This is a genomic window from Sphaerisporangium sp. NPDC051011 (genome assembly GCF_040653595.1).
GTDB lineage: Bacteria > Actinomycetota > Actinomycetes > Streptosporangiales > Streptosporangiaceae > Sphaerisporangium.
The window spans coordinates 463,171-489,581 of the sequence record NZ_JBFAGG010000004.1 but is presented as its reverse complement, the minus strand read 5'-3'; the positions used below and the strand labels follow the sequence as shown (position 1 = coordinate 489,581).

Annotated in this window: 28 protein-coding genes; 17 read left to right on the top strand and 11 right to left on the bottom strand. The window is 72.2% G+C overall.

The window, feature by feature from the left end:
• Position 1 precedes the first annotated feature (1 nt).
• Positions 2 to 1,303, bottom strand: a complete 1,302-nt coding sequence (locus AB0H21_RS12290; protein ID WP_358515086.1) for an ABC transporter substrate-binding protein — start codon at positions 1,301 to 1,303, stop codon at positions 2 to 4.
• 351 nt (positions 1,304 to 1,654) lie between these two features.
• Entirely contained in the window at positions 1,655 to 2,173 is a 519-nt protein-coding gene (locus tag AB0H21_RS12285) for a DUF2087 domain-containing protein (RefSeq protein WP_358515083.1), read from the bottom strand.
• Positions 2,174 to 2,383: 210 nt separating this feature from the next.
• Between AB0H21_RS12285 and AB0H21_RS12280 the strand changes: the two genes are divergently transcribed.
• The 4 genes from AB0H21_RS12280 to AB0H21_RS12265 all read left to right on the top strand — a co-directional run bounded on the left by AB0H21_RS12280 (position 2,384) and on the right by AB0H21_RS12265 (position 6,655).
• Positions 2,384 to 3,151: an SIS domain-containing protein gene (locus AB0H21_RS12280; protein WP_358515422.1), complete on the top strand. Its 768-nt coding sequence runs from the start codon at positions 2,384 to 2,386 to the stop codon at positions 3,149 to 3,151.
• Positions 3,152 to 3,262: 111 nt separating this feature from the next.
• A complete protein-coding gene (gene ngcE / locus AB0H21_RS12275) occupies positions 3,263 to 4,684 on the top strand; it encodes an N-acetylglucosamine/diacetylchitobiose ABC transporter substrate-binding protein (RefSeq protein WP_358515081.1) in 1,422 nt (473 codons plus the stop codon).
• A gap of 58 nt (positions 4,685 to 4,742) precedes the next feature.
• Positions 4,743 to 5,696, top strand: a complete 954-nt coding sequence (locus AB0H21_RS12270) for a sugar ABC transporter permease (protein WP_358515078.1) — start codon at positions 4,743 to 4,745, stop codon at positions 5,694 to 5,696.
• Between the two features lie 11 nt (positions 5,697 to 5,707).
• Positions 5,708 to 6,655: a carbohydrate ABC transporter permease gene (locus AB0H21_RS12265; protein WP_358515075.1), complete on the top strand. Its 948-nt coding sequence runs from the start codon at positions 5,708 to 5,710 to the stop codon at positions 6,653 to 6,655.
• 21 nt (positions 6,656 to 6,676) lie between these two features.
• Here the strand turns inward: AB0H21_RS12265 and AB0H21_RS12260 are convergent, their stop codons facing one another.
• The 4 genes from AB0H21_RS12260 to AB0H21_RS12245 form a co-directional block, all read right to left on the bottom strand.
• Positions 6,677 to 7,078 (bottom strand): hypothetical protein, encoded by a 402-nt coding sequence (locus AB0H21_RS12260; RefSeq protein ID WP_358515073.1) that lies wholly within the window; start codon positions 7,076 to 7,078, stop codon positions 6,677 to 6,679.
• Positions 7,079 to 7,086: 8 nt separating this feature from the next.
• Positions 7,087 to 7,368, bottom strand: coding sequence for a WhiB family transcriptional regulator (locus AB0H21_RS12255; RefSeq protein ID WP_358515070.1), 282 nt, complete (start codon positions 7,366 to 7,368; stop codon positions 7,087 to 7,089).
• Positions 7,369 to 7,573: 205 nt separating this feature from the next.
• Positions 7,574 to 10,441 (bottom strand): type 2 lanthipeptide synthetase LanM family protein, encoded by a 2,868-nt coding sequence (locus tag AB0H21_RS12250; protein ID WP_358515067.1) that lies wholly within the window; start codon positions 10,439 to 10,441, stop codon positions 7,574 to 7,576.
• Positions 10,442 to 10,460: 19 nt separating this feature from the next.
• On the bottom strand, positions 10,461 to 10,652 hold the full coding sequence (locus tag AB0H21_RS12245; RefSeq protein ID WP_358515065.1) for a DUF6229 family protein: 192 nt from the start codon (positions 10,650 to 10,652) through the stop codon (positions 10,461 to 10,463).
• Between the two features lie 524 nt (positions 10,653 to 11,176).
• Between AB0H21_RS12245 and AB0H21_RS12240 the strand changes: the two genes are divergently transcribed.
• From AB0H21_RS12240 to AB0H21_RS12230, 3 genes are all read left to right on the top strand, one after another.
• Complete coding sequence (locus AB0H21_RS12240) at positions 11,177 to 11,749, top strand: sigma-70 family RNA polymerase sigma factor (protein ID WP_358515063.1); 573 nt, start codon at positions 11,177 to 11,179, stop codon at positions 11,747 to 11,749.
• A 493-nt stretch (positions 11,750 to 12,242) separates the two neighbouring features.
• The gene (locus AB0H21_RS12235; protein WP_358515061.1) at positions 12,243 to 12,590 is read left to right on the top strand and encodes an SPW repeat protein; all 348 of its coding nucleotides are present in this window, start codon (positions 12,243 to 12,245) and stop codon (positions 12,588 to 12,590) included.
• Positions 12,587 to 13,192: a helix-turn-helix domain-containing protein gene (locus AB0H21_RS12230; protein ID WP_358515058.1), complete on the top strand. Its 606-nt coding sequence runs from the start codon at positions 12,587 to 12,589 to the stop codon at positions 13,190 to 13,192. The genes AB0H21_RS12235 and AB0H21_RS12230 overlap by 4 nt, the downstream gene beginning before the upstream one ends.
• Before the next feature lie 334 nt (positions 13,193 to 13,526).
• Here the strand turns inward: AB0H21_RS12230 and AB0H21_RS12225 are convergent, their stop codons facing one another.
• Positions 13,527 to 14,333 carry an SAM-dependent methyltransferase gene (locus tag AB0H21_RS12225; protein WP_358515056.1) on the bottom strand — a complete coding sequence of 269 codons (807 nt, stop codon included), beginning with the start codon at positions 14,331 to 14,333 and terminating at the stop codon, positions 13,527 to 13,529.
• 101 nt (positions 14,334 to 14,434) lie between these two features.
• Between AB0H21_RS12225 and AB0H21_RS12220 the strand changes: the two genes are divergently transcribed.
• Positions 14,435 to 15,766, top strand: coding sequence for an MFS transporter (locus tag AB0H21_RS12220; protein ID WP_358515054.1), 1,332 nt, complete (start codon positions 14,435 to 14,437; stop codon positions 15,764 to 15,766).
• 153 nt (positions 15,767 to 15,919) lie between these two features.
• Here AB0H21_RS12220 and AB0H21_RS12215 read toward each other — a convergent pair whose 3' ends face one another.
• Entirely contained in the window at positions 15,920 to 16,183 is a 264-nt protein-coding gene (locus AB0H21_RS12215; protein WP_358515052.1) for a hypothetical protein, read from the bottom strand.
• Positions 16,170 to 16,586, bottom strand: coding sequence for a hypothetical protein (locus AB0H21_RS12210; RefSeq protein WP_358515049.1), 417 nt, complete (start codon positions 16,584 to 16,586; stop codon positions 16,170 to 16,172). Before AB0H21_RS12210 ends, AB0H21_RS12215 begins: the two co-directional genes overlap by 14 nt.
• Before the next feature lie 721 nt (positions 16,587 to 17,307).
• Between AB0H21_RS12210 and AB0H21_RS12205 the strand changes: the two genes are divergently transcribed.
• The 8 genes from AB0H21_RS12205 (at position 17,308) to AB0H21_RS12170 (ending at position 23,634) form a co-directional block, all read left to right on the top strand.
• On the top strand, positions 17,308 to 17,769 hold the full coding sequence (locus AB0H21_RS12205) for a nucleoside deaminase (RefSeq protein WP_358515046.1): 462 nt from the start codon (positions 17,308 to 17,310) through the stop codon (positions 17,767 to 17,769).
• A 133-nt stretch (positions 17,770 to 17,902) separates the two neighbouring features.
• Complete coding sequence (locus tag AB0H21_RS12200; protein WP_358515043.1) at positions 17,903 to 18,523, top strand: FMN reductase; 621 nt, start codon at positions 17,903 to 17,905, stop codon at positions 18,521 to 18,523.
• Positions 18,524 to 18,741: 218 nt separating this feature from the next.
• Positions 18,742 to 18,942: a hypothetical protein gene (locus AB0H21_RS12195; RefSeq protein ID WP_358515041.1), complete on the top strand. Its 201-nt coding sequence runs from the start codon at positions 18,742 to 18,744 to the stop codon at positions 18,940 to 18,942.
• A 379-nt stretch (positions 18,943 to 19,321) separates the two neighbouring features.
• On the top strand, positions 19,322 to 20,881 hold the full coding sequence (locus tag AB0H21_RS12190; protein ID WP_358515038.1) for an AMP-binding protein: 1,560 nt from the start codon (positions 19,322 to 19,324) through the stop codon (positions 20,879 to 20,881).
• Positions 20,878 to 21,525 (top strand): TetR/AcrR family transcriptional regulator, encoded by a 648-nt coding sequence (locus tag AB0H21_RS12185; protein ID WP_358515036.1) that lies wholly within the window; start codon positions 20,878 to 20,880, stop codon positions 21,523 to 21,525. The genes AB0H21_RS12190 and AB0H21_RS12185 overlap by 4 nt, the downstream gene beginning before the upstream one ends.
• Complete coding sequence (locus AB0H21_RS12180) at positions 21,522 to 21,647, top strand: hypothetical protein (RefSeq protein ID WP_358515033.1); 126 nt, start codon at positions 21,522 to 21,524, stop codon at positions 21,645 to 21,647. The genes AB0H21_RS12185 and AB0H21_RS12180 overlap by 4 nt, the downstream gene beginning before the upstream one ends.
• Entirely contained in the window at positions 21,644 to 22,585 is a 942-nt protein-coding gene (locus AB0H21_RS12175) for an alpha/beta hydrolase (RefSeq protein WP_358515030.1), read from the top strand. Before AB0H21_RS12180 ends, AB0H21_RS12175 begins: the two co-directional genes overlap by 4 nt.
• A 23-nt stretch (positions 22,586 to 22,608) precedes the next feature.
• The gene (locus tag AB0H21_RS12170) at positions 22,609 to 23,634 is read left to right on the top strand and encodes an alpha/beta hydrolase (protein ID WP_358515027.1); all 1,026 of its coding nucleotides are present in this window, start codon (positions 22,609 to 22,611) and stop codon (positions 23,632 to 23,634) included.
• An 88-nt stretch (positions 23,635 to 23,722) separates the two neighbouring features.
• Here AB0H21_RS12170 and AB0H21_RS12165 read toward each other — a convergent pair whose 3' ends face one another.
• Positions 23,723 to 24,517, bottom strand: coding sequence for an SAM-dependent methyltransferase (locus AB0H21_RS12165; protein ID WP_358515419.1), 795 nt, complete (start codon positions 24,515 to 24,517; stop codon positions 23,723 to 23,725).
• Between the two features lie 144 nt (positions 24,518 to 24,661).
• Positions 24,662 to 25,147 (bottom strand): GNAT family N-acetyltransferase, encoded by a 486-nt coding sequence (locus tag AB0H21_RS12160; protein ID WP_358515024.1) that lies wholly within the window; start codon positions 25,145 to 25,147, stop codon positions 24,662 to 24,664.
• A 291-nt stretch (positions 25,148 to 25,438) separates the two neighbouring features.
• Between AB0H21_RS12160 and AB0H21_RS12155 the strand changes: the two genes are divergently transcribed.
• On the top strand, positions 25,439 to 26,329 hold the full coding sequence (locus tag AB0H21_RS12155) for an SCO3242 family prenyltransferase (protein ID WP_358515021.1): 891 nt from the start codon (positions 25,439 to 25,441) through the stop codon (positions 26,327 to 26,329).
• Positions 26,330 to 26,411: the final 82 nt, after the last annotated feature.

The following is a 26,411-nucleotide window of genomic DNA, read 5'->3' as shown; positions in this document are numbered from 1 at the left end:
GTCAGCCGAGCTTCTTCAGGGCCGCGTCCCCTTCTTTGGCGGCCTGCGTCAGGGCCTCGGCCGGGGTCTTCCGTCCCTTGAGGGCGGCGTTGATCTGGGTCCACAGGCTCTGGGAGATCGCGGTGTACGCGGGGGTGATCGGGCGCACCTTGCCGGTCTTCTCGGCCTCGGCGAAGACCGCGTAGGTCGGGTCCTTGGCGATGTGCTCCTTGAGCGCCGGCTCGTCGAGCTGGGCGGGGCCGGAGGGCAGGCCGCCGCTCTTGACGGCGAGGTAGGCGCCCTGCGCCGGGGTGGCGAGGAACTTCAGGAACGCCAGGCCCGCCTTCTCGGCCGCGGGGTCGGTCTTGAGCAGGGCGGCCACGCCGATGCCGAGGCTCGTCGAGGTGCCGGACGCGCCCGCCGGCATGGGGGCCACGCCGAAGTCGACACCGGCCTTCTGGAAGGTGGACACGGCCCACTGCCCGTTGACGATCATGGCGACCGTCCCGCTGGCGAACGCCGGGGCGCCGTCGAAGCTGCCCGCCTGGGCGTAGCCGGTGCTCGGAGCCGCCTTGTTCTTGAGCAGGTCGACCCAGGTGGTGAGCGCCTTGACGCCCTGCGGGCCGTTGAAGGCGGTGGCGGTGCCGTCGGCGTTGAGGAAGGAGCCTCCCTCGGCGTACAGCAGGGGAGCCCAGGCGAAGGAGATCCACTCGGCCTCGCCGAGCGGCACGTAGAAGCCGTACTTGTTCTTGGCCGGGTCCGACAGCTTCTTGGCGTCGGCGGCGAGCTCGTCCCAGGTCTTGGGCGGGCCGTCGATGCCGGCGTCGGCGAAGGCCTTCTTGTTGTAGAAGAGCACGATGTCCCCGACGCCGCCGAGCGCGATGCCGAGCTGGTGTCCCTTGTAGAACAGCGACTCCTTGATGCCCGGGTACAGCGCGCCGGTCTCGGCGGAGAGCTTGCCGTCCAGCGGGATCAGCTTGCCGCTCTGCTGGACGACCGGCAGGTCGGAGGGGTTCTGGGTGAGCAGGACCGTGGGGTGGGTGCCGTTCTTCAGGGCCGCGATGACCTTGGGAAGGTACTGGTCGGAGCTCGCGATGTACTCTCCCTTGGACCGCATGCCGGGGTTGGCCTTGGCGAACGCGGCGTCGACCTCGGCGATCTGGTCCGGCTGCCACTGGCTCGTCCAGTACGTGAACGTGCCCCCGGCCGCGCCCGGCGTGCCCGTGCGGCCGGAGGAGCCGGTCTGCCCCGACCCGCCGCACGCGGCGGCGGTGAGGACCAGGCCGAACGCGACGGCGCCGGCGGCGGCCTTCTTCCTGATCATAAGCATCCCCGTTCCGCCGCTCCCTGACGGCGCGGCGTGCTCGTCGCGGCGGGCCCCGGATGGAGACCTTCGCTCCCGCCTTTGCTCTCGATCTTGACGCCATAATAACCAAGCGACGCGGTAGGTAAATGGTCTTCCGGCGCCTGCCTTCTCTCCAGCGTCCGCCCCGGGTTTCGCCCGGCGAGAGGGGGTACCGAGAAACGGGTACGCAATCGGCGCCCTGCGCGGACGCGGGACGAACGGACGGAGGCCGACCATGGGGAACCGGCAGCGAGTCGTCCGCCGCAACCCGGAACGGCCGCACGGCTCGACGGGCCGACCTCGCCCGCGGCCCGGGGAGTCGCGCCCGCCTCAGACCTCGACCACGCCGCCGGTGCGCCAGTAGACGTTGTTCTCGCGGCCCAGCAGGCCCTCCACGACCAGGTAGCGGCGCAGGGCCGCGTGGTCGTCGTGAAAGGCTCGCAGGGCCACGTTGACGTCCTTCTCCGGGTAGCGTACGCCGGGTTCGAAGACCTGGGCGATGTACCGCAGCACGGCGAGCCGTTTCTCGCGGCGGGTGGGGATCGCCCGCAGGCGGCCCTCGACCAGGAAGGTCTGGACGACGCGGGCGTCGGCGTCCGCGGGTGGCGGGTCCGCGGGCGGGGCGGTGGCGTGCAGCAGCTCGCGGAAGCGCTCGGGCCTCGGACGCCAGGCGTCCTCGTCGCGGACGATCAGGCCGCCGCGTTCCAGCCGGTCCAGCGCGCGGCGCAGCGCGTCCCTGCCGAGCCCGGCCTCCTCGGGCGTGCCGTGCAGGACCAGGGCGGAGAAGACCCGCAGCGTGTCGTCCTGGTAGAGCAGGCCGAGCACGCGCCTGGTCTGTTCCTCGCTCATGATCGTCCAAGCCCTCGCCGGTGTCCTCGATGGCCGTCCGGGGCGGACGGCACCGATCATTCTGGCCCATGTGCCGGGGCGGGGCGCGACCCGTTTTCCGGACGCGGCGGCGCGGGGGCGTCCGCTCGCGGGCGGATGTCCGGGATGTCGGCGTCTTCCTCTTGCTAAGCGGCCAGGTGTGGGCAATTATTTTCATCTGATCACTCGGTGATGAAGGGAATAATTTTGGACATCAGCGCCGCCGCCTATGCCCGGACCGCCGAGAGACTGGTGCACGAGGTCGCCGCGAGCCAGGCGCGGGCCGTCCAGGAAGCCGCCGCCCTGCTCGGCGCCTGCCTGCGCGGCGGCGGGGTGATCCAGGCGTTCGGCTCGGGGCACTCCGAGGCCATCGCGATGGAGATCGCCGGCCGCGCGGGCGGCCTGGTCCCCACCAACCGGCTCGCCCTGCGCGACCTCGTGCTGTACGGCGGGGAGCCCGCGAGCGTGCTCGGCTCGGCCGAGCTGGAACGGGACCCGTTGGTCGCCCGCCGCGTCTACGAACTCGCCCCCGTGCGACCTGAGGACGCCTTCGTCCTCATCTCCAGCTCGGGGGTCAACGGCTCGGTGGTGGAGCTGGCGTCCATCGTCAAGGAGCGCGGCCACGGCCTGGTCGCGCTGACCTCGGTGCGGCACAGCACCGAGATGAAGTCGCGGCACCCCTCGGGCCTCAAGCTGATGGACCTCGCCGACGTCGTGCTCGACAACGGCGCCCCGTACGGCGACGCGGTGGTCCCGATCCCCGGGGGCGGCACGTTCGGCGCGGTCTCCACCATCACCTCGGCCCTGCTCGCGCAGATGGTCGTCGCCGAGATCGTCCGGGGCCTGCTGGAGGCCGGCGAGACGCCGCCGATCTACCGTTCGGCCAACGTCGTCGGCGGCGACGAGCACAACCGCGCCCTGGAAAGCCGGTACGCGGGGCGCATCCGGCGCGGGGGCTGACGCCCGCCTGCCTGCCACGCGTCACCGACCAGGTTCGACCAGAGACCTCCGCGCCCGGGCGGGCACAACTCGCCGGAGGCGCGGCGACGCTCCAGCCCCCCAGGAGGACCAATGGCGGACAATTCCCTATCCCGGCGTGAGTTGCTGCGCAGCGCCGCCGTCACCGGGCTGCTGCTCCCCGGCGCGCTGGCGGCGTGCGCGTCCCCGGGCGGCGGCGGGTCCCGCACGCCCGCCCCCGCGGCCACCGGCGCCACGTCGGCGGCCAACCCGCTCGGCATCGCCGAGACGTCCCCGCTCGAGGTGGTGATCTTCGACGGCGGGTTCGGCGACGCCTACGCCAAGAACATCCACGAGCCGCTGTTCGCGGCCAAGCACCCGAGCGCGCGGATCAGGCACTCGGCCACCAAGGAGATCGCCAAGACGCTCCAGCCCCGGTTCGCCGGCGGGAACCCGCCCGAGTTCGTCAACAACAGCGGCGACAACGCGATGGACTTCGGCGCCCTGGCGCAGGACGGCCAGTTGCAGGACCTCGGCGCGCTGCTGGACGCCCCGAGCTGGGATGACCCCTCCGTGAAGGTGCGCGACACGATCCTGCCCTCGGCCGTCGAGCTCGGCACCTACGACGGCACGTACTGCGTGCTGAACTACGCCAGCACGGTGTGGGGCATCTGGTACTCCACCAAGCTGTTCGGCGACAACGGCTGGCAGGTGCCGAAGACCTGGGACGAGTTCACGGCCCTGTGCGAGACGATCCAGAAGTCGGGAAAGTGCGCGCCGTTCACCTACGCGGGCAAGCACCCGTTCTACATCTACGAGACGATCCTCACCCTGGCCGCCAAGATCGGGGGCGTCCAGGTGCTGAAGAACATCGACAACCTGGCGCCGGACGCCTGGAAGGCCGAGCCGGTCGACAAGGCGGCGGAGGCGTTCGCCGCGCTCGGCGCGAAGTACCTGCTGCGGGGCACCGAGGGGCTGGACCACATCCAGACCCAGACGGCCCACAACAAGTACCAGGTCGCCATGCTGCCGTGCGGGTCGTGGCTGGAGAACGAGCAGAAGGACACCACCCCGGCGGACTTCGGCTACGCCATGTTCCCGCTGCCCTCGTTCTCGCAGTCCGACGCCCTGCCGTACGGCACGCTGCACTCCCGTCCCGGCGAGGAGTTCTTCGTCGCGGCGAAGTCGGCCAACCCGCGGGCCGGCATGGAGTACATGCGGGCGATGCTGTCCAAGGAGGGCGCGGGGAAGTTCAGCGAACTGGTCAGCACGCTCACCGTCGTCAAGGGGGCCGCGGACGGCCGCACTTTGAAGCCGGGGCTGCGGAGCGCGGCGGGACGGCTGCAGGAGGCCGGGGAGAACGTCGCCTACTTCCGGTTCCGCCAGTGGTACAAGGAACTGCACGACGAGGTCGCCGCGGCCACCGGCCAGCTGATGGCGGGCCGCCTCAAGGTCGCGCAGTGGGCCGACCGGGTCCAGCGGAAGGCGGACGAGATCAAGAACGACACCTCGGTGAAGAAGTTCACCCGCACCTGACTCCCGCGCGGACCAGCACATAGGCCGACATATCCAGAACGACCGGAAGGCGGGGAATATGGTGTTGAAAGGCGCGAAACGGCCCTTCTTCGTGAACCGCGCCGCCTTCACCCGGGCGCGGTTCATCATCGGATTCCTCGCCGTCCCGGTGCTGCTCTACCTCGTCTACGTGATCTCGCCCTACGCCCAGGCGTTCTCCATCGCCACGACCGACTGGCGCGGGGTCAACGCCGAGCCGGGCTTCGTCGGCCTGGCGAACTTCCGGCGGCTCCTGGACGACAACGTGTTCTGGACCGCGGTGCGCCACAACGGCCTGCTGCTGATCCTCATGCCGCTGGGCACGCTCGTGATCGCGCTCTTCTTCGCGTTCCTGCTGCACGCCGGGCACACAGGGGGCGCCGGCGGCGTGTCCGGCGTGCGCGGGGCGCGGTTCTACCGCGTGGTGTTCTTCTTCCCTCAGGTGCTCGCCGTCGCGATCGTCGCCGTCCTGTTCCAGCAGGTCTTCCGCCCGGACGAGAGCGGGATGCTGAACGCCCCGCTCATGGCGCTCGGGCTGGAGCCGGTCGGGTTCCTGTCCGACCCGGGCATCGCGTTCTGGTCGATCCTCGGCGTGCTGGTCTGGCAGGCGGTCGGCTTCTACGTCGTGCTGTTCTCGGCGGGCATGGCGTCCATCCCCCGCGACCTGTACGAGGCGGCGCAGATCGACGGCGCGACGCGCGGGCGGCTGTTCTTCCGCGTCACGCTGCCCCTGCTGTGGGACACCGTGCAGGTCGGGTGGATCTACCTCGGCATCGCCGCCCTGGACGTCTTCGCGATCGTGTGGGTGATGACGGCCGAGCACGGCGGCCCCGACCACTCGACGACCGTCATGGCCGCCGAGATCTACCGCAACGCCTTCCAGTACTTCAAGTTCGGCTACGCCTCGGCCATGGGCGTGGTGCTGTTCTTCTTCACGGTCGCCTTCGCGGTGGTGGCGCTTCGCCTGTCCCGCCGCGAGCGGGTCGAGTTCTGAGGGGGCCGGCGATGGTCTCACAGGCGGGGGCACAGGCGGGGGCACAGGCGGGCGACGTCACCGGGCTCGGCCGCCGGCAGCTCCGCGAGCGGCGGCGGCTCCGGCTCGGGCCCCTCTCCGGGCTGTCCCACGTGGCGCTGGTGGTGTGGACGGTGCTGGTCGTGGTGCCGATCGTGTGGACGTTCCTGGCGTCGGTGAAGAGCGAGGACGAGATCTTCGGCAGCGCCTGGTCGCTGCCGGCCACCCCCCGCTGGGACAACTGGGCCCGCGCCTGGGACCAGGCGCACGTCGGCCGGTACATGCTGAACAGCGTCGTGGTGGTGTCCCTGGGCACGGCCGGCACCATGCTGTTCGGCTCGATGGCGGCGTACGTGCTGGCGCGCTACCGGTTCCGCGGGAACCGGGCCATCTACCTGCTGTTCGTGTCCGGGCTGGCCTTCCCGGTCTACCTGGCGCTCACGCCGCTGTTCTTCGTCGTGCGCAACATGGGGGACCTGCCGCTGGTCGGCCCGCTCATCGGCCTGGACACCTACGGCGGGCTCGTGCTGGTCTACATCGCCTACTCGCTGCCGTTCACGGTGTTCTTCCTGTCGGCGTTCTTCCGCACGCTGCCGCAGGCGGTGGCCGAGGCGGCGTTCGTGGACGGGGCCTCGCACAGCAGGGTGTTCTTCCAGATCATGCTGCCCCTGGCCAGGCCGGGCATCGTGAGCATCACGATCTTCAACGTCCTCGGCCAGTGGAACCAGTACCAGATCCCGCTGGTGCTGCTCAGCGGCCAGGCCAAGGACAAGTGGGTGCTCACCCAGGGCATCGCGGACATCTCCACGGCGGCGGGCTACGACGCGGACTGGGCGGCGCTGTTCGCGGCGCTGAGCATGGCGATCCTGCCCATGCTGATCGTCTACACGATCTTCCAGCGGCAGATCCAGGCCGGGCTGACCGCGGGCGCGCTGAAGTGACCCGGCCGCCGGTCTCCGGGCTCAGCCGTGCAGCCGCCGCTTCATCTCGGCCTCGTAGATGTGGCGCCTGCCCTGGGCCAGGTCGTTCCTGACGCGCGCCTCGATGCCGGTGAAGCAGCGGTAGTAGCCGTCGTCGTACTCCTCGACCACCTGGAACGTCCACCGGCCCTCCAGCACGTCACGGCCCAGCAGCTGGGACGTCACCGCGTCGGCGTGGGCGGTGTGGCCGGCCCGGCGCAGCAGGTCCACGGCGTCCTGGAGTTGCAGGTGGGCGTGCCCGGTGAGCTGGTGGAAGCTGTACAGATGGCCCCGGGCGCGCTCGGCCGTCTCCAAAGCCTCCGACAGTTTGCCCAGCGCCTCGACGGTGGTGTCGTCCATGCCGTCGGGCCGCCGGTGCCCGGGATCGCCGAGGTCCTCGCTCATGTCCCCTCCTACCCCGCGCTGACGCGCCGGTCCAGCTCACGCCGGGCGCGCGCCCGGCGCTCGTCGGGGTCGGTGCCACCCCAGATCCCGTGCTCCTGGCCGGTGCGCAAGGCGTAGTCCAGGCACGGCCGGCGGACCGGGCACCGGCGGCACACCGCCTTGGCACGCTCGTGCTGCAGGTGGCCCGGGCCCTTCGCCGAAATCGGGAAGAACAGCTCCGGATCCTCGACTCGGCAGGCGGCGCGGCGCAGCCAGGAGACGGCAGGGAGGATCGTGTTCTGGGTGATCATGGCAGTCCAATGCGAGTGACCGATATCCAATGGCTGCCGGGTCGCGTGCCCGCTGGCGATGCCTTGACACCTGTTTGCGGATAAATCAGCCATCCGATGCCAATATCGGGCACCACCCATTACTTCCGTTTTGACCTGTGCTGCGGCCCGCTACCCGTGGTCTTCCAGGCGAATCGACCGCCCTGCCGCTCCTCACCGGCCGCATTCACTCCGGATCGGGCAGCAGCACGGAGGGGAGCGGGCTGTCGGGGTGCATCCGGAGCAACTGGTAGACCATGCCGCCCACGCCCGACAGCAGACCCGGCGAGAAGGCGTCGCGGGCCAGGCCGCTGATCGGCCCGTACTCCTCGATTCCGCCGATCGCCCGCGCCGTGAGGGACTCCCGGGTCAGACCCTCCGGCCCGAGTCCCGCGGCGATCGCCCGGTCCAGGGTCTCCCAGATGCCGAGGTCCCCGTGGCAGAGCGTGTGATTCCATCCGATGCTGCCGGGGCTCGACGCCGCGGCGCGGCGGAGCACGTCCCGCCAGTGCCGGCCGCCCTGGCGTGCCAGCAGGTCGGCCGCGACGATGCCGATGCCGGCCGCTCCATGGCACCACGCGCTGGAGGTCACGCGAGGCTCGGCCTCGCGCAGGTCGCGCCAGCCGCCCCCGACCGGGTCGTACAGCGACTCCTCGAACAGAAACGCCCTGTCGGCGAGGGCGCCGAACTCGGCGCCCTCGCCCGTGGCGGCGTGGGAGAGCCGGGCCAGCGCCCAGCCGATCCCGGTCGCGCCGTGCGAGACCCCGCCCATCCCCTGCGGGTACAGGGCGCCGGGCCAGCTCGCTCCCCCGTCCTCGTCCCAGGCCAGGGAGACCAGCCGCTCCCCGATCAGGTGGGCCGCCTTGGACCACCGCGGGTCGCCGGTTCGTTCGGCCAGGCGGAGCAGCGGCACCACGGCGCCGGCCATTCCGGTGAGCAGGTCGTAGGTCTCGTCGGCGGCCACCGCCTCGGGCATGGTCTCGGCCGCCGCGCACGCCCGGGCGAGCGCCTCCCCGGAGGAGACGGCCCCGAGCCCGCACAGGAGCAGCCAGCTCCAGATCCGCGAGCCGATGCCGACGTAGCCGCCCGGAGGTTCGGGGCGACGCCGCGTTCCGTCGCGCCGGAGTTCGGCGTCCCGGTCCTCGGCCATCCTGATCGCGCGGAGCAGGGCCGCCAGCAGCGGCTCCAGTCCCGGCACCGCCTCGGCCCTGCCCTGCCCCGCCTCGCTCTCATAGGCGGCCAGCACGATCGCGACCCCGTACGAGCCGCCGTACAGGTCGGGGGACAGCGGCTGCACCGACCAGCCGGTGGCGTTGAGCACCGGCGCGATCCAGGTGACCGTGCCGTCGTCCCCGCGTACCGCCGCCTCCAGCATGTCGCGGGCCAGGCCGGCCGCCACCCGCCGCCGGCGCCCGTCGAGGTCGTGGTGCCGCAGGAGAGACGGGCCCATCGGTTTCGTCTGCGGCGTCCACCCCTCGTTAAGGTAGGCGCTGACCAGCGCGGCGCGGATCACGTCGCGGTCCAGGGCCGGCTCGCGGTCACGCCAGCGCCGCAGCGCGTCCTCGATGAGATCCTGTTCGCCTCCCCATGTGGTACTGCCGGGGCCGGAAAGGCGGCCGTGGCGGGGCGACGTGCTGAAGAAGGGGATGTCGCCGTCCAGCAGCTCGGCCACCTCGGCGTCGATCACGGTGGGGTCCGACGGCGCTCCAGGCAGGTTCTCGGCCTGCTCGGCCAGCAGGTGTGCCGCCTTGCGGGTGGCGGTGGCCTCGTCGTGGAGCGAGGCGGGGTGCCACAGCATGCGGCTGAGCTCGGAGTACGCCTCGGTGGCGCGGAGTACGACCCGGATGGGCAGGTCGGCGAAGTCCGCGAGCAGCGCGGCCAGCTCTCCTCGCCGGTCGAGGGCGTCGAGATGCCCGGTCAGGTCGGTGAATCCCGCCAGCACCAGGTCCCAGTAGCGGACGAGGACGGGATCGGGGCTCGGATGGTTGGCCGCGGTTCTCATCTCGATCGGCTCCATGCCCAGCCTGGCCGTGTCCGTGCCCGCGTCGACGACGACGGGCATCCGTATGTACGGCTGCTGCCCGGGCAGGCCACCGAGGGCGGACATGTCGACGCCGCGCCAGCCGAGAGAGACGCCTCGTCCGGGAAGGATCCCGGTGCGCAGCACCGATCCCTCGAGCAGGTCGATCGCCCGGTCGAAGGCCGCGCCGTAACCCGAGGGCTTGGCTGCGGCGTGCGGGGTGAACAGCGTCTCGCAGTCGACGACGACGGGAACGGGCCCGGCCGCGATGAGGTTCTCCCCGTGCAGGTCGCTGCCGCCGATCAGGCGCATCAGCGCCAGCCAGTGCCCGACCCCCCGGTAGAAGGACCGCAGTTCCGCGTCGCCGTCGCAGTAGCGGTGCCCGATGTGCTCCGCCCAGCCGTACTCCCGGCGGACGAGCACGCCGGGTACGCGGATGCCGATCCCGCCGGGGACTCCGGGCGCAAGGCGGGCGATCAGCCGCGCCAGCTCCCGGTCCACGCCGAGGGAACGCGGCTTGTAGACGACGCGGCCCTCCGCGCCGTGCACGAGCGCGACGGCGCGCCCGCCGCGATGGCTGTCGCCCGCGCCGAACTCGACCCGCGCCAGGTCGCCGCGCGGACCACCCGGCAGCGTGGCCAGTTCCGCCCGGTCGGCGGCGAACCTGCGGGCCAGTTCTCCGGCCGCGGCGCACCTGTTGGCGATGATCGTGCCGAGCCTGGACGCCATCGTGGGGTAGTGCGGGGTCAGAGACGGCCAGAACTCCGGCGACGCGGCCATCGCCTTCCATTCCCGCCATCGGAGCGGCGGCGTCGCCGCGGTCAGCCGGCCGCTGATCCGGGCCGCGTTGAGTTCCAGCAGCAGGACCCGGTTGACCTTGAGGCGGACGGTCTCCTCCAGCGCGTCGGCGGCTCCCCGCCGGATCACCCCGGCCTCCGCCTCCGTGAGGCCGGGGACCGACCTCAGCGTGGCCGACAGCCTGTCCAGCGCGGGTGCGGTCAGGGCTTCCAGCGGCGGGTCGAAGTCCCCGGCCACGCGTCTCTCCCTTTCCCGGTCAGCAGCAGAGTCTGCTGCCGGCGGTGCACGAGCTCGGCCTGCGCGTCTCAATGAGGCTCATCGTGATCTCCTCCTCGGTGTACTCGCCGAGGAGCACCGGTCCGGCCGGGTTCTCCCAGCCCTCGGCGGACGCCGCTCCGCTTCGCCACGCGGCGATGATCTCCTCAGCATGTTCCAGTACGACCGGCATCATTACTCCTTTCTCCGCAGATATCTGAATCCACGTTAACCACCCGTTTCAGAAAAGCAATAGCCGCGACATAGGGTGGTAATTATCCGCATTAATGGCGACACCCGAAATTTCGCCATCTGCGGTGATATGGTGCGCTGAGCGGCGCGGGACGGGCCGGACGCGGCCGCGCGTGGCCTGTCAGGTGGCGGGGTGTCCCAGTCCCTTCCTGTACCACTCGTGCGCCGAGGGCGTCCCCCGTCCCGGGCGGGTTCCTCACGGCTTGTACCAAGGTCGTCCGCCGTCCTCGTGCCACGGCGGACGGGTGCCGCGCCCGCCGCCACGCGGACACGCGGGCTTTCCCGCGGAGCCCGGCCCCAGGCCCACAACCGTTGCGAAATCAGGGCCTCCAGCGCGAAATTTCACTACTTGCGGCGGCTCGGACGGGAGTCTCGGCTCTCAACTCTCGCGCCGCCGCACGGCGGAGGTAGATGATGCGGGAAGGCATCCGTCCTCGCCGACGGCCGACCCCGGGAGCCGCATCCATGGTGGACGCCTTCCACAGCCCGCGCGGGCGGCGGGGCCTGTTCCGCCGCGCGCGTCCGCGGCAGCCGGAGGACGAGACGATCGTCTCCGAGCTGTACCGCATCTACCACCGGCCGCTGCTCGCGTTCACGGTGCGGCTGACCGGCGGCGATCTGCAGTGGGCCGAGGACGTCGTCCAGGAGACCATGATCAGAGCCTGGCGCAGCGCGGCGGAGCTGGAGTCCGGGGCGTCGTCGCTGATGCCGTGGCTGGCGACCGTCGCCCGGCGCATCGTGATCGACGACACGCGCCGCAGGGACGCGCGGCCGCGCGAGGCGGGCGACCTGCCCCTTGACCACGCGCCGGAGCCCGACCGCACCGACGACCTGCTGCGGCAGGTGGTCGTCTCGGAGGCGCTGAAGTCCCTGTCACGCGCCCACCGGGAGATCCTTGACGAGACGATCCTGCGGGACCGGTCGGCGAACGAGGCCGCCGCGGTGCTCGGCATCCCGCTCGGCACGGCGAAGTCGCGGGTGTACTACGCCCTCCGCGCGCTGCGCGCCGCGCTGGAGGAACGAGGCCTGACCGCCTGACACCGGACCCGGCACGGCCCTGCGGGCGCCCACGCGCGGGGACCGCCACGGACGGAACCGCTTCGCTCACGCTGGGTACCTGACCTGGCATTTTAACGGCCGGCTCCGGCGCGGGCCACGTTTCTTACTGTGTACTTTTACCGGTTCACGGATTGAACCTTTCTCCCCCCGCGCGCCGTACTAAGGCCGGAAGGCACGAACGGGCGCCCCGGCGCCCGTAGTCGCCGACCCCGCCCGCCCGGCGCGGCCGCCCGCCGACGACCGCCCGGCGCGAGGCCCGTTGACGGCGCCCGCCGCACCGGCCGTGACCCGGTGCGGCGGGCGCCTTGCCGTTCCCGGGCGACCCGGCACCCGGCAGCCGTCCGCCAACCGGGAGAAACACCCTCACAAACGCGCAAGGTGAGCGGTTAGTGGCGTTCCGGAGTGTTGACCGGGCGGTCAATCAGCGTGACCGTCGAAGAACCACGACACCTCTCTCATCCCGGAGGCAAGGATGGACCTCTCCAAATCGTGGGCCGACGTCGTCGCGTTCCTCGCGGGCGTGGTGACGGTACTCGCGCCGTTCTTCTGGGCGGACGGCTCGAAGGCCGCCGGCCAGCCGCTGCTGCTGCTCGGCGGCCTCCTGCTCGTGTCCGCGCTCTGGGCGCTCCTCGGGGCGGGCGGCGCGAGCTCCTGGGTCACGGCGGCGTTCGGGGCGCTGCTCGTCCTCTCCCCGTGGGCGTTCGGCTTCGACGGCGACGGCGCCGCCGCCTGGACGGCGTGGATCGCCGGCGGCGTGACGGTTATCGTCGGGCTGTGGACGGCCCTTCAGACTCGCGGCCGCGTTCTGACGAACGCGTGATCAAATCGGTCATGTGGTCCCGGGCCGCCCGGCGGCGGTCCGGGATCGGCGAAACATGGCCGGACGCCCGCACCCGCATATTGGACGCCGCCGAGGAGCTGTTCGCCGGCGGAGGCTACGACGCCACCGCGACGGCGGAGATCGCCAAACGCGCCGACGTGCCCAAGGGGCTGGTCTTCCACTACTTCCCGCGCAAGATCGACGTACTGGTCACGCTCGTCGGGGAGCGCACGGGCATCGACGACATGGGCGACGAGCACGTCGAGGAGGTCCCCGCCGACCCGGCGGGCGCGCTGGCCAGGCTCGCGAGGCGCGTTCCCCTGCGCGCCTCGCCGGCCATGCGGCGCATCCTGTTCCGCGAGGCCGACACCCACGGTTCGGTGCGCGAGCGGCTGCGCCACCTCAACGCCGAGATAATCCGCCGCGCCAGCTTCGTCCTGGAGCTCACGCTTCCCGGCGGCCGGGGCGACGCCGCCCGCCTGGAGGCCGCGGCCGCCACCTTCGCCGCCGTCCTGCTCTACCAGGAGAGCCTGTGCCTGCTGACCGGGCACCACATCGACCCCGAGATGGTGGCCGACCTCATCGTCAGGGCCCTGGCCTGAGACTCAGCCGTCCTGACGCGCGGGCGCGACGACCGCGAACGCGTCCACGGCCAGCACACCGTCCGGCCGCCGACACCGCGAACGCCTTCTACTCCTGCGCGACCTGCAGATCAGCTGACCCGTCGCCGCCGGCCGGCCCGCCCGCGCCGGCGGCCCGAGACGTCCGGTCCTGCCACCGCCACGGCAGGACCGGATCGCCGGGCCCGCGGGCGACGCCACGGACGGAAGCCTGTGGAGACTCGGTAAGACCATTTCGGTGGCGCGGGCCGGTGAAGCAGGAAGCCGCATTGGTGCGGCACTGGCTGAATCTTCGGCATTCATGCCGAAGAGCACGTCAAAGGACTCGCCCGACCCCGCACAGGAAGTACGCGGAGACCTTCTCCAGCGCGGGTGCGGTCACGGGGATGTCCGAGCGCCACTGGTGCAGGTTCACCAGGCCCGGCTCGACGAGGTCGAGCCCGTCGTAGAACGGCTCGATCTCGCGAGACCTCCGGGCGACGAACTGCGCGGAGGCGCCGTTGTAGATGCGCTCCACGCCGGCGGCCGACTGCGGGCGCTCGTCGATCGCGACGTGGGATATGGCCATGTAGCTGCCCGGGGGAAGCTCGCCACGGATCTTCGCGATGATGCCGGCCGGGTCGTCGGAGTCCTCGATGAAGTGGACGATGGCCAGCAGGAGCACGGCGATGGGCTGGTCGAAGTCGAGGTGCTCGCGCACCTGGGGGTCGCCCATGATCTCCATCGGGCGGCGCAGGTCGCCCTCGACCACCAGCACCTGGGGGCTGTCCTGCAGCAGGGCGCGGGCGTGGACGAGCACCTGCGGGTCGTTGTCGACGTACACCGTGCGCGCGCCGGGGGCGTACTCGGCGGCGACCTGGTGCACGTTGCGCTGCGTCGGCAGGCCGGCGCCGATGTCGAGGAACTGGCGGACGCCCTGTTCGGCGAGGAAGCGCACGGCCCGGATGAGGAACCCCCGGTTCTCGCGGATGCCGACGGGAATCTCCGGGACGAACTTCAGCACCTTCTCGGCGGCTTCCCGGTCGGCGGGCAAGTTGTCCTTACCACCCAGCCAGTAATCGTACATACGCGCCGCGTTCGGGACATTTGGGTCGAAACCTTTGCCGAACTGCGCCGGGTTCATCACTGGCCTCCACAGGTCCGCTTCGCAGGGGGATCTTAACAAGCCGCCTTGAATGTCCGTGTATGTAGATAAAAGCCACGACACGGTGCCATGATCTTCCCATGGCCGCACCCCCCACGCGCCGTGTGCTGGGCGCACAACTCGCAGACGGCATCACCAAGGGCAACATGTGGGCGCTGCTGTCCATGGCGACGGTGAGCACCGCGGTCATCTCCTTCCTCCCGTCTGCCCAGCCTCACATCCTCACCACGATCCTCGGCGTGCCCGAGTCCTCCCAGGGCACCACCGTGGGGGTGCTCGGCTTCGCCGCGGAACTCGCGATGATCCTCAGCCTGGCCTGGTACGGCGCGCTCGCCGACCGCTTCGGGCGGCGGCTCATCGTGACCGCCGGGATGCTGCTGTGCGCCGCGGGCACGGCCCTGTTCCCGTTCGCGGGGAACACCGCCGTGCTGATCGCGCTGCGCGTGGTGTTCGGCCTCGGCGTGGCGGCGCTCAACGCGATGCTCTCGACCATCGCGATCGACTACGTCCGCACCCGCTCGCGCGGCAAGTCCTACGGGCTCACCGGCGTCTTCAGCGGCGTGGGCGCCGTGATCGCCGTGCTGGTGCTCGTCAAGCTGCCGCGGACTCTGGAGGGAAGCGGCCTGTCCCCGGTCGCGGCGACCCGGCTGGCGTTCCTGCTCGTCGCCGCCGGCATCCTGCTCGTCGCCGGGCTGCTCTGGCTCACGCTCTCCTCCGTGAAGGTGAGCGAGACGGCCGAGCGCACCCCGCTCCCCCGCCTGGTACGCGAGGGCGTCGCGCTCGCGCGCGACCCCGGCGTGGCGCTGTCGTATGCGGCCTCGTTCGTCGCGCGCGCCGACCTCGCCATCGTCGTCAGCTTCATGACGCTGTGGATCTCCGACTACGCGACCTCGGAACGCGGGATGACCAGCGCGGAGGCGCTGGCCAAGGCGGGGGCCGTCGTCGGTGTCTCCCAAACCGTCGCACTGCTCTGCGCCCCGGTGTTCGGCTGGCTGGGCGACCGGATGCCCCGCCAGAACCTCGTCGTCCTCGCCCAGGCCCTCGCGGCGGTGGCGTACCTGTCGACGCTGCTGGTCGAGGACCCGCTCGGCGGCGGCATGATGCTCGTGGCGGTGCTCATCGGCGTCGGCGAGATCGCGGGCATCACCACCGCGGGCCCGCTGCTGGCCCAGCAGGTGCCGGCGGAGGTACGCGGGGCGGCCTTCGGCGTGCACACGCTGTGCGGGGCCGCGGGCATCATGATCATTTCTGCGCTCGGGGGCGTGCTGTACGACACCTGGCGGCCCGCGGGGCCGTTCGTCGTGGCCGGCGTCGCCGGGCTGCTGGTCGCGGCGCTCGGGCTGGTGGTACGGCGGCGGGTCGTGCCCCGGGCGGAGGCCGACCTGGCGCGCGAGGCCATGCCGGCCGGCTGAGCCCCCCGGTTGCTCGGCCCCCCGACTGCTCGGCTGCTCGGCGACCCTGGCCGGCGTGCCGACACCCGCCGCACCAACGGGTACCGGCACGCCGGGGTCGCTAGGCCGCCGCGGTCATGCCACGCATGTCATGGCGGCCCGGGATCGCGTGCATCATGGCCACCAGGCGAGCCCCAGGAGGAACGACCGGCCCGACTCCTGACGCTCCGGCCCGGCGTCCTGCGTCCCGGCGTCGCCGGTACCGTGCCCGATGTGCTCCGGGTCCGCCGTGGCGGGCACGGCTCCCCCGGTGGTCGTCCCCATATCGATCACGTCGTCCATCCCGTCCTCGGTCGTGCCGCCCCCGCGGACCGGGCCGCCCTCGCGGGCGGCCGGGTCCTTGGGTTGGGCACTCGTATCGGCATCAGCGCTCGTCATGTGGATCCCCGTGGCCGAACACGCCGGCGAGCCAGTCCAGCCATGCCCGCTCGTTGTCCGCGGGGTCGATGTCGTCAGAGAAGATGTGGTGACCGATCACGATCGTCGCCTTGGAGCCCTCGATGAACCTGTAGAGCCCGTCACCGGTGCGCACGCCCAGGAAGTGCGGCGCCACGTAGTCGGCGACCCCCTCGATCGCGCCGAACCCCTCCGGGGTGAGCCGCACGCGGTCTCCCCGGACGACCGGGCCGTTCAGCCCGAGGCCGCGCTCCAGCGCCGCCCACAACGGTTCCTCCCCGGGGGAACGCGGGGGCGGGGTGTAGACGACGAGCGCGAACCGGCCGGGGAAGCGGGTGAGGTACTGGTCGAGGGTGTGCAGATACATGTCCCAGCCTCTGCTCACCGCCGTTACCCCCTCCACTCGGCACCGTGCGCGTCGTGCAGGGGCCGTGGCCCTGGCTGAGTCCGGTTGTGTCCGATGAACCACGAATCGACGGTGGTTGTGGTGGCGATCCCCGCCCGCGCCGGAGCGGCCCGCAGCTCGATCTCCCCGCGTGACGCGAATGGGTGGGTCACATCGCACCTCCTTGATCGCGATCTCGGATGTCGCGGTACTCACGCGACAACTGGAGAGGCGGGATCCGCCGAGGTCGGGATCCGCGGGCGAGCGCGGCCCGGCCGGCGGTATCACCAGCGGCGCGGGGCCGATCTCGTCATGCGCGGGTCCCCCTGACGCCGAGGCGATTGGTACTCCCACGAACAACTCTGTGGGAACGCGCCCCCAGGGACCATGCGCACCGATGACAGCAAGTTGCAGCGGCCTGTCCACTACCTGCCACCCGAGGATCGGACGCCCGCGCTTCATCGCCGGACGTGGAGTCGAGACACGTCGCGCCCTCCGGATTCGATCCGAGATACGCCTTACCTTTTTCCTCCCGTCCAAACGACCGATCAGAGGCGCCCGCCCATGCGGGACCGTTTCCGCCACCTTCGCCCACCGCGATATCCGGGCTCAAGGATGGGCGGCGCGATGCCGCATTTAACGTAAAGTCGGCACGCGACCCGCCCGGGACACACCTCCGGGGTCCGGTGCCCGGCGGCGTCGGACGGGGGATAGTGATGCCATGACGACCGAGACCGGCGAGCCGGACGCGATGCTGAGGGTGGCACTGGAGGAGGCCAGGAAGGGGTACGCCGAGGGCGGCATCCCGATCGGCGCCGCGCTGTTCGCCGCCGACGGCCGGCTGCTCGGCCGGGGGCGCAACCGCCGCGTGCAGGACGGCGACCCGTCCGTCCACGGCGAGACGGCGGCCTTCCGCGACGCGGGCCGCCAGCGCACCTACCGGGGCACCACCATGGTCACCACCCTGTCGCCGTGCTGGTACTGCAGCGGGTTGATCCGCCAGTTCGGCATCACCGGGCTGATCGTCGGCGAGAGCCGCACGTTCGCCGGGCAGCACGAGTGGCTCGCCGCGCACGGGGTGGAGGTGCTGGTCCTGGACTCCGAGGAGTGCGCCGCGCTGATGACCGCCTTCATCGCCGCCAACCCCGCCCTGTGGAACGAGGACATCGGCGAGGACGCCTGAAGACGGCCTTCCGCTCACCCGGACGGCGGCCCAGGTGATTGGAATACGGGTGAGCGGAATATCCGCGGCCGATCCGCGTTTGGATGCTTGAAACTTCAATGAAGTCCCCGCCGCCCCAGGACTTTGGAGAGAGATGACCCCGCTGAAGCTCGTGGCCGTGTCCGCCGGCCTGGGCCTGCCCTCGTCGACGCGCCTGCTCGCCGACCGGCTCGCCGAGGCGGCCCGATCCTTCCTCGCCGAGGACCGCGAGGCCGAGGTCGCCGTCGTCGACCTGCGCGACCTCGCCACCGACATCGCGAACGCCATGGTGAACGGGTTCCCCGGCGCCCGGCTGCGCGAGGCGATCCGGACGGTGACGGAGGCGGACGGCCTCATCGCCGTGACGCCCATCTTCAACGCGTCCTACAGCGGCCTGTTCAAGTCGTTCTTCGACGTGATCGACAACACCGCGCTCGCCGGAAAGCCCGTGCTGATCGCCGCGACCGGCGGCTCGGCGCGCCACTCGCTGGCGCTGGAGCACGCGATGCGCCCGATGTTCGCCTATCTGCGGGCGATCGTCGTCCCCACGGCGGTGTACGCGGCGTCCGAGGACTGGGGCGGGAGCGGGGACGGATCCGCCGACGCCCTGGCCGACCGCGTGGACCGTGCCGCGCGGGAGCTGGCCGATCTGGTCGCGGCCCGCCCGGCCTCCGCTCGCGCGGCCGTTGAGGTCCTCGTCCCGTTCGAGCAGCGACTCGCGGCGCTGCGTCCGTGACGCCCCGCGGGGCTCCGGCGCGCGAACGGGGGTGAAAGGGGATACGCCTGTGACAAAAAAGATTTCGGCGTAATAGGAGTCCGCACGCGGAACGGCGGCCATAGCCCATCAGAAGCGCGCGGATAGGGACCGGATAGTGGCAGCGAATACCTTGGCGATGCGAGCAGGAAAACAGCGCCGGACGCGAATCCGCCGCCTCAGACAAGGGGACCGCAGTCATGAAGCCCGACCTCTCGAAGTTCGCCGCCCGCCTCCTCCTCGTCACCGCCGTGACCGCCGGAGGCGTGATGGCGGCCGGCACCATGGCATCGGCCCACAGCACGTCGAAGCACGCGGTGCGCGTCTCGACGACCTCCACCCACACCCACGTCGGCGCGACGACGCACTCGGTGTGGCGCGGCAACACGCCCTGGGGATGATCCCCGGCAGGCGGCGCTGACACGAACGCGGCGGGAGTCAACGGGCTCCTGCCGCGTTCTCCATTTCACGGCGATTTCTTTTCCCGCATGTTCCCGGTTGTTCCCCCGCGTTCCCCTGCGTTTCCCGTGCGCCCCTCGCGTTCACCTGTGTTAGCGCGCGTTCGCGAGTACATTTCCGGGCCTCCCCAACATCGCCCGCAATCGGCGTGAGCCCCGCGATATACCCGGCATCGGCTCCCGGTCGGCCGAGTCCGCCATGACGCCCAGGCCCCCGCGCCTCCCTATTGACAGGCCGCCCCCGCACTCCCCAGACTCTGAGACCTGAACCACCTGTCATGTTCGATGAGGTGGGCGTCCCCGACGAGGAGTTCGCGAGCCCATGAGCACCGCTCACCTGGTCGGCCGCTTCGTCGCCGACCGGGCGCGGGCGGCCTCCTCCGCCGTGGCGATCGACGGCGGCGGAGTGCCCGTCACCTACGGCGAGCTCCATGAACGCTCCGCCGCGCTCGCCGCGCGGCTCAGGGCGGCCGGCTACGGCGTGGGCGACCGCGTCGCGAGCCTCACCCGCAACAGCGCCGACCACGTGGTGGTGTTCTTCGCCTGTGCCCGGGCCGGGCTGCTGCTCGTGCCCTTGTCGTGGCGGCTGGCGACCGCGGAGCTCACCGCGCGGCTGCGGCACGCGGACGTGGCCCTGCTGCTCGCCGAGGACGAGTTCCACGGCGACGCGAACGCGGCCGTGGCGGCGCTCCCGAGCCCGCCGCCGGTGGTCTCCCTGGGTCAGGACGGTGTCGAGCGGGACGTACCCGCCCGCGCCGCCGGCCCCGCGCCGGAGGGCGAGCCGCATGACGAACTCCCCCTGCTCATGCTGTTCACCTCGGGCACCGGCGCCGGGCCGAAGGCCGCTCTGCTGACGCACTCCAACTGCTTCTGGGCCAGTCTCGCCGCCTCGCGGACCCTGCCCATCACGCGCGAGGACGTGGTGCTGTCGGTGATGCCGCAGTTCCACGTCGGCGGCTGGACCATCCAGGCGTTGCTCGCCTGGTGGGTCGGCGCCACCGTCGTGCTGGAACGGTCCTTCTCCCCCGGACGGGTGCTGGAGCTCATCGCGGGCAAGCGCGTCACCACCATGATGGGCGTCCCCTCGCACTACCAGCGCCTCGCCCAGCACCCCGCCTTCGCCGCCGCCGACCTGAGCAGCCTGCGCTACGCGGTGGTCGGCGGAGCCCCGATGCCGCCGGCGGCGCTGCGCGCCTGGCACGACCGCGGCGTGAACCTCGCCCAGGGGTACGGGCTGACCGAGGCGTCCCCCAACGTGCTGTGCCTGGAGCCGGAGGAGGCCCGCGACCGGGCCGGCTGGGCCGGGCGTCCCTACCCTCACGTCGACGTGGCGCTCGCCGACCCGGTCACCGGGGAGCCGCTGCCGGACGGCCCCGGGGTGGGTGAGCTCCTGGTGCGGGGGCCCGGCGTGTTCGCCGGTTACTGGCGCGCCCCGGAGGCCACGGCGTGGGCCCTGCGCGGCGGGTGGCTGCACACGGGCGACCTCGCGCGACGGGACGGCGACGGCTACCACCAGATCATCGACCGCATGGACGACGTGTTCATCTCCGGCGGCGAGAACGTGTCCCCGGCCGAGGTGGAGCACGTCCTGTCCGGCCATCCCGCGGTCGCGGCGGCCGCGGTGGTCGGACGTCCCGACCCCCGCTGGGGCGAGGTGGGCGTGGCCTACGTCGTCACGCGTCCCGGGTGCGACACCGACGCCGGTGAGCTGCTGGGGCTGTGCCACCGCGAGCTGGCGTCGTTCAAGGTGCCCGTCGCGGTCGAGTTCGTCGCCGAGCTCCCCCGCTCCGGCCTGGACAAGGTCCTGCGCCGTGAGCTGCGCCGGCGCGAACGCGACCGGCACCGTCCGCACTGCGAGAATTCAGAGGAAGGGGCACCGTGAGCGCCACCGGGCAGGGCGTGGGCAAGGCGTCCCGCACTCCGCGAGCCGAGCGGACCCGCGCGAGGCTGCTGGAGGCGGCCGAGCAGGTGTTCGCCCGGCTCGGGTACCACGACGCGTCCATCGTCAAGATCACGGAGGCGGCCGGGGTCGGGCAGGGCACCTTCTACCTGTACTTCTCCGGCAAGCTGCAGATCTTCGACGAGCTCGTCGACGACCTCAACCGCAGGGTGCGCCACGCCATGAGCGAGGCGTCCGCCACCGGACGCGACCGCATCGAGGCCGAGCGCCTGGGTTTCGAGGCGTTCTTCCGCTTCACCGCGGAGCATCCGGCGCTCTACCGCATCATCCGCCAGGCGGAGTTCGTGTCCCCGGCCGCGCTGCGCCGCCACTACACCCGGATCGTCGAGGGCTACGCGGAGGGACTGCGGCGCGCCGGCGCCGCCGGGGAGATCGCGGAGGGCATCGACCCCGTGGTGGCGGCGTGGGCGCTGATGGGCGTCGGCGAGCTCGTCGGCATGCGCTGGGTGCTCTGGGACGACACCGCCGCCGTCCCGCCTCCCGTGTTCGACGAGGTCATGCGCTTCGTGCGACGCGCGCTCGGCGCCCTGGACGTACCTCGCGACGGGCAAGGAGAATCGGAATGACGACCACGAGCACGGGCCGGAAGGTGCTGGTCACCGGTGGCGGGGCGGGGATCGGCGCGGGGGTCGCCCGCGCGTTCGCCGCCGGGCGCCGCACCCTGGACGGCGGGTGGATCGCGCGATGAGCTACCGGACCACCGACGTCGAGGTCCGCGGCGGGCGACTCCGCGCCGGAGTCTGGGAGTCCGCCGATCTCCCCCCGGACGCCCCCGCCGAGCACACCGTGTACGCCGTGCACGGGGTCACGTCCTCGCACCTGGCCTGGGCGCTGGTCGCCGAACGGCTGGTGACGACGGCCCCGCGCACCCGGCTCGTGGCGCCCGACCTGCGCGGCCGGGGCCGCAGCGCCGGCCTGCCGGGACCGTGGGGCATGCGGCGGCACGCCGACGACCTGCACGCCCTGGTGGGGACGTTCGGCCGGGCCGACGTCACGGCCGGCCACTCGATGGGCGGCTTCGCCGTCATGGTCGCCGCGCACCGGCACCCGGGCACGCTCGGCGACCTGGTGCTCGTCGACGGAGGGGTGCCGTTGCCCCGCCCCGAGGGCGTGCCCATCGAGACCCTCCTGCGGGCGAGCCTGGGGCCCGCGGCCGAGCGGCTGGCCATGACCTTCGACGGCCACGACGCCTACCGGCGGTTCTGGCGGGCGCACCCCGCCCTCGCGGACGCGTGGTCGCCGGCGGTCGAGGCCTACGTCGACTACGACCTGGTGCCGGGCCTGGACGGGTGGCACAGCTCGTCACGGTCCGACGCCGTGGCCGAGGACTCCGCGCAGCTCGGCGGCGGCGATGTGGAAGCGGCGTGGGACGCCACGACCGTCATGCCCACGTTCCTCCGCTCGCCACTCGGGCTGCTCGCCGAGCCCCCGGGCCTGTACCCGCCCGAGGCCCTGGACGGCTTCGCCGCCGCCCATCCGGGGTTCCGGTGGGACGACGTGGAGGGCACCAACCACTACACGGTGCTCCTCGGGCCGAGGGGCGCCGAGCGCGTGGCCGGCGCCATCGCCGGCCGCTTCGACGGCTCCGCCGTCCGACGCCGGCCCGACCGGCGAGACCCCGAATGATCCCTGTTCCTTGGAGCCCAGCGATGAGTCCCACCATCTCCGCCGAGCGGGTCACCACCTCGCGGTTGACCCTCAACGTCCTGTCGGTGCCCGGGAGCTCGGGCGAACCCGTGCTGTTCGTGCACGGCAACGTCTCGTCGAGCGCGTTCTGGCGGTCGGCGATGGCTGCCACGGCCGGCGGGTTCCGGCCGTTCGCGGTCGACCTGCGCGGCTTCGGCGACTCCGACGCCCTGCCGGTCGACGCCTCCCGCGGCGTACGCGACTACTCCGACGACGTGCTGTCCCTCCTCGACGTGCTGGGCCCCGCCCATCTCGTCGGCTGGAGCCTCGGCGGCGGGGTGGTGCTCCAGGCGCTGCGCGACCGCGCCGCGGCCGTCAGGAGCGTCACGCTGGTCAACCCCGTGTCGCCGTACGGTTTCGGCGGCACGCAGGGGGCCGAGGGGGCGCTCACCCACCCGGACGGCACGGGCTCGGGTGGCGGGGCGGCCAACCCCGAGTTCGTGGCGGCGCTCCGGGCGGGCGACCGGTCCGCGGACTCGCCGGTGTCCCCTCGCACGGTGCTGCGGACGGCGTACGTCGTGCCGGGCACCGACTTCGGCGGCGAGGAGGACGCGTTCGTGGAGTCGATGCTGTCCACCCTCCTCGGCGAGGACAACTATCCCGGCGACTCGGTCACCTCCGGGGCCTGGCCCGGCATCGCGCCGGGCGGGCGGGGAGTGCTCAATTCGCTGGCCCCGACGCACTTCCGCGTCGACGACCTGCACACGATCGACCCCAAGCCGCCGATCCTGTGGATCCGGGGCGCGGACGACATGATCGTCTCCGACACCTCATTCTTCGACCTCGCCCACCTGGGGGCGATCGGCGCGGTACCCGGCTGGGACGGCACGCCGGCCCAGCCCATGGTCACCCAGACCCGGGCTGTCCTGGAGCGCTACGGCCCCTACGAGGAGGTCGTGTTCGAGGGCTGCGGGCACAGCCCGCACATCGAGAAGCCGGCCGAGTTCGGCCGGGCCCTTCTGGCGCACCTCGGGAAGAGCCGCCTCTGAGCGCGCGGGGCCGGCCCGCGGGGCCGCGGGGGCGCGAACGCGGGCCGGTCAGCGCGGCATGCCGGCGGCTCCGGCATGCCGATGAGAATCAGGGCTTTCGGGCGACGCCGCCCCACGCGTCGACATCGACCACCGCGACGGAGGGATCGATCTCCGGCCGCCACTGGGCGATCGGCACCACGCCCGGCTCCAGCAGCTCCAGCCCGTCGAAGAAGCCGGCGAGCTCGGCCGGCGTCCGCAGGTGGTAGGGCACGGCGCCGGTGTCGTTGTACTGCTGGGTCGCCTCCAGGTTGGCCACGCTGGTGTCGGCGCTGTCGTTGAAGGCCAGGTGGCTGCCGGGCGGCAGCCCGTCCATCAGCCGCCGTACGAGGGCGTGCGCCTCGGCGGTGCCGGTGATGTGCCCGGTGATCTGCATCAGGATGAGGCCGACCGGCCGGTCGAGGTCCAGGGTGCGGGAGGCGGCCTTCAGGATCACCTCCGGGTCGTACAGGTCGGCGTCGATGAAGCTGGTGACGCCCTGCGGGGCGCTGGCGAGCAGCGCGTTGGCGTGCACCAGCACCAGCGGGTCGTTGTCGACGTACACCACCCGTGCGTCCGGGGCCACCCGCTGGGCGACCTCGTGGGTGTTGTCCACGGTGGGCAGGCCCGTCCCGACGTCCAGGAACTGGCGGATCCCGGCCTCGCCGGCCAGATACCGCACGGCCCGGCTGAGGAAGTGCCGGGAGGCCTGGGCCAGCTCGGCGATGCCGGGGAAGACCTGCGCGAACTGGTCGCCCGCCTCCCGGTCGACGGGATAGTTGTCCCGGCCGCCCAGCCAGTAGTTCCAGATGCGGGCGGAGTGCGGCACCGAGGTGTCGATCTTCTGATGCTCCGGGGCGGGCATCGCGGCGTCGTCCGTCACGGAAGGTCACTCCTGGTCGGCTCGTCCTGGTTCACAGGCACCAACGTAGATCATGAAGGACCCCGAGTGAGGTCGATCGGTGCGTTTCACCATTTCGGACGCTATTTCCGGATTCCGGCCGCCCGCTCACGACGTCAGGTCACGCCCGTAGGCAAGCAGCCTGAAGCCGGGCAGCGGATCCCAGTCCAGCTCGGGCCGGCGCGTGAAACCCTCGGCGACGTACACCCGCCGCGCGGAGGTCATCGCGGGCTGGGTGGACAGCAACAGCGAGCGGGCGCCCCGGCGCCTGGCGCGGTCGACGACGGCGCGGACGAGCGCGCCGCCCACCCCGCGCCCGCGCGCCTCCGGAGCCACGGCCAGCCCCCTGATCTCGGCCTCCTCGGGACCGCGCGCGACCTCGCTGCCGGCGTGCCAGAGGTCCAGCATGATCGTCCCCAGCAGCCGGTCGTCGTCGACGGCGACCAGCACCTCGCCGTGGCCGCCGGTCCCGAGGGCGCGCAGGCTGACCGCGTAGCCCGGGTTGCGGTCCAGAAGCCGGTCGGCCTGGTAGGCGGCGACGCGGAGCTCGCCGATCGCCTCCAGCTCGCCGGGCAGGGCGTCTCGCACCATCATGGCGGCATTCAACCAGCCCCGATCGGGGAAAGGACCGCGGGGTCCCGCGCCCGGGGACGCCGTCCCGCGCACCGGCCGTACGAGCGGCACCCGGCGGAGGCCGCGGGACGTTCCTCACCAGCGGTGACGACTACCACCACAAGGGTACGGAGCCGGACACAGGCATTGACCATGGAGCAATACCGTCGTAACAATATGGACGTCTCGCGCTCAGCGGTGGTGGCACGTCGATGAGCCGAATGTTCCGCCCCTGACGCGTTCGGCGCGCGCGTCCCCACGAAGGGACCACCAGTGACCGACCGTGAACCCCGGGGCGGGTTACCCGACGCGCGGACCCTGGCCGAGCTGGTACGGGCCCCCGCCGCACTGACCGTCCCCGGCGACGTGCTGGCGGGCGCGGCGGCGTCCGGCTGGCCGTACGGCGGCCGGTCCGCCGGGCTCGTGGCGAGCTCCGTCTGCCTGTACTGGGCAGGGATGGCCCTCAACGACTACGCCGACCGCGAGATCGACAAGGAGGAACGGCCCGGGCGGCCGATCCCCTCCGGGCGGGTGACCCCCGGGTTCGCGCTGGGCACGGCGGCGGGGCTGACCGCCGCGGGCGTCGCCGCCGCGGGCCTCGCGGGCGGACGCTCGGCGCTGAAGGTCGCGATCCCGCTCGCCGGGGCCGTCTGGGCGTACGACATGGCACTGAAGAACACGCCCGCCGGGCCGGTCGCGATGGCCGCCGCGCGCACGCTGAACGTCCTGCTCGGCGCGGGCGGCAGGCGGGCCGCGCTGCCGCAGGCGCTGACCGTCGGCGCGCACACCCTGAGCCTCACCGTGCTGTCGCGCGGCGAGGTGCACGGCACCCGCAAGGAGGTGCCGCTGGCCGGGCTCGCCGGGACGGCCGCCATCGCCGGGGTGGCGGCGCTCGCCGGACGGCGGGGCGTGCCGGCGCCCGCGCGGGCCGCCGCCGCCGCGCTCGCCACCATCTACGGCGCGGCGGTCGGCGGGCCGCAGTCGTCCGCCGTGCAGCAACCGACGCCGGGGCGCGTGCGCAAGGCGGTCGGCGCCGGGATCCTCGGCCTGATCCCCCTGCAGGCGGCGCTCGTGGCCCGCAACGGCTCGATGGCCGCCGCCGCCGGCGTGCTCGCGGCGTTCCCGCTGGCCCGCCGGTTGTCCAGGAAGGTGTCACCGACGTAAGCCGTACCGGCCGCGGGACCCGCTTCCGGGCCCTCGCGGCCGGCGCGCGCCTGGGCAGGCAAGTGAGTCCTCGCGGACGGCT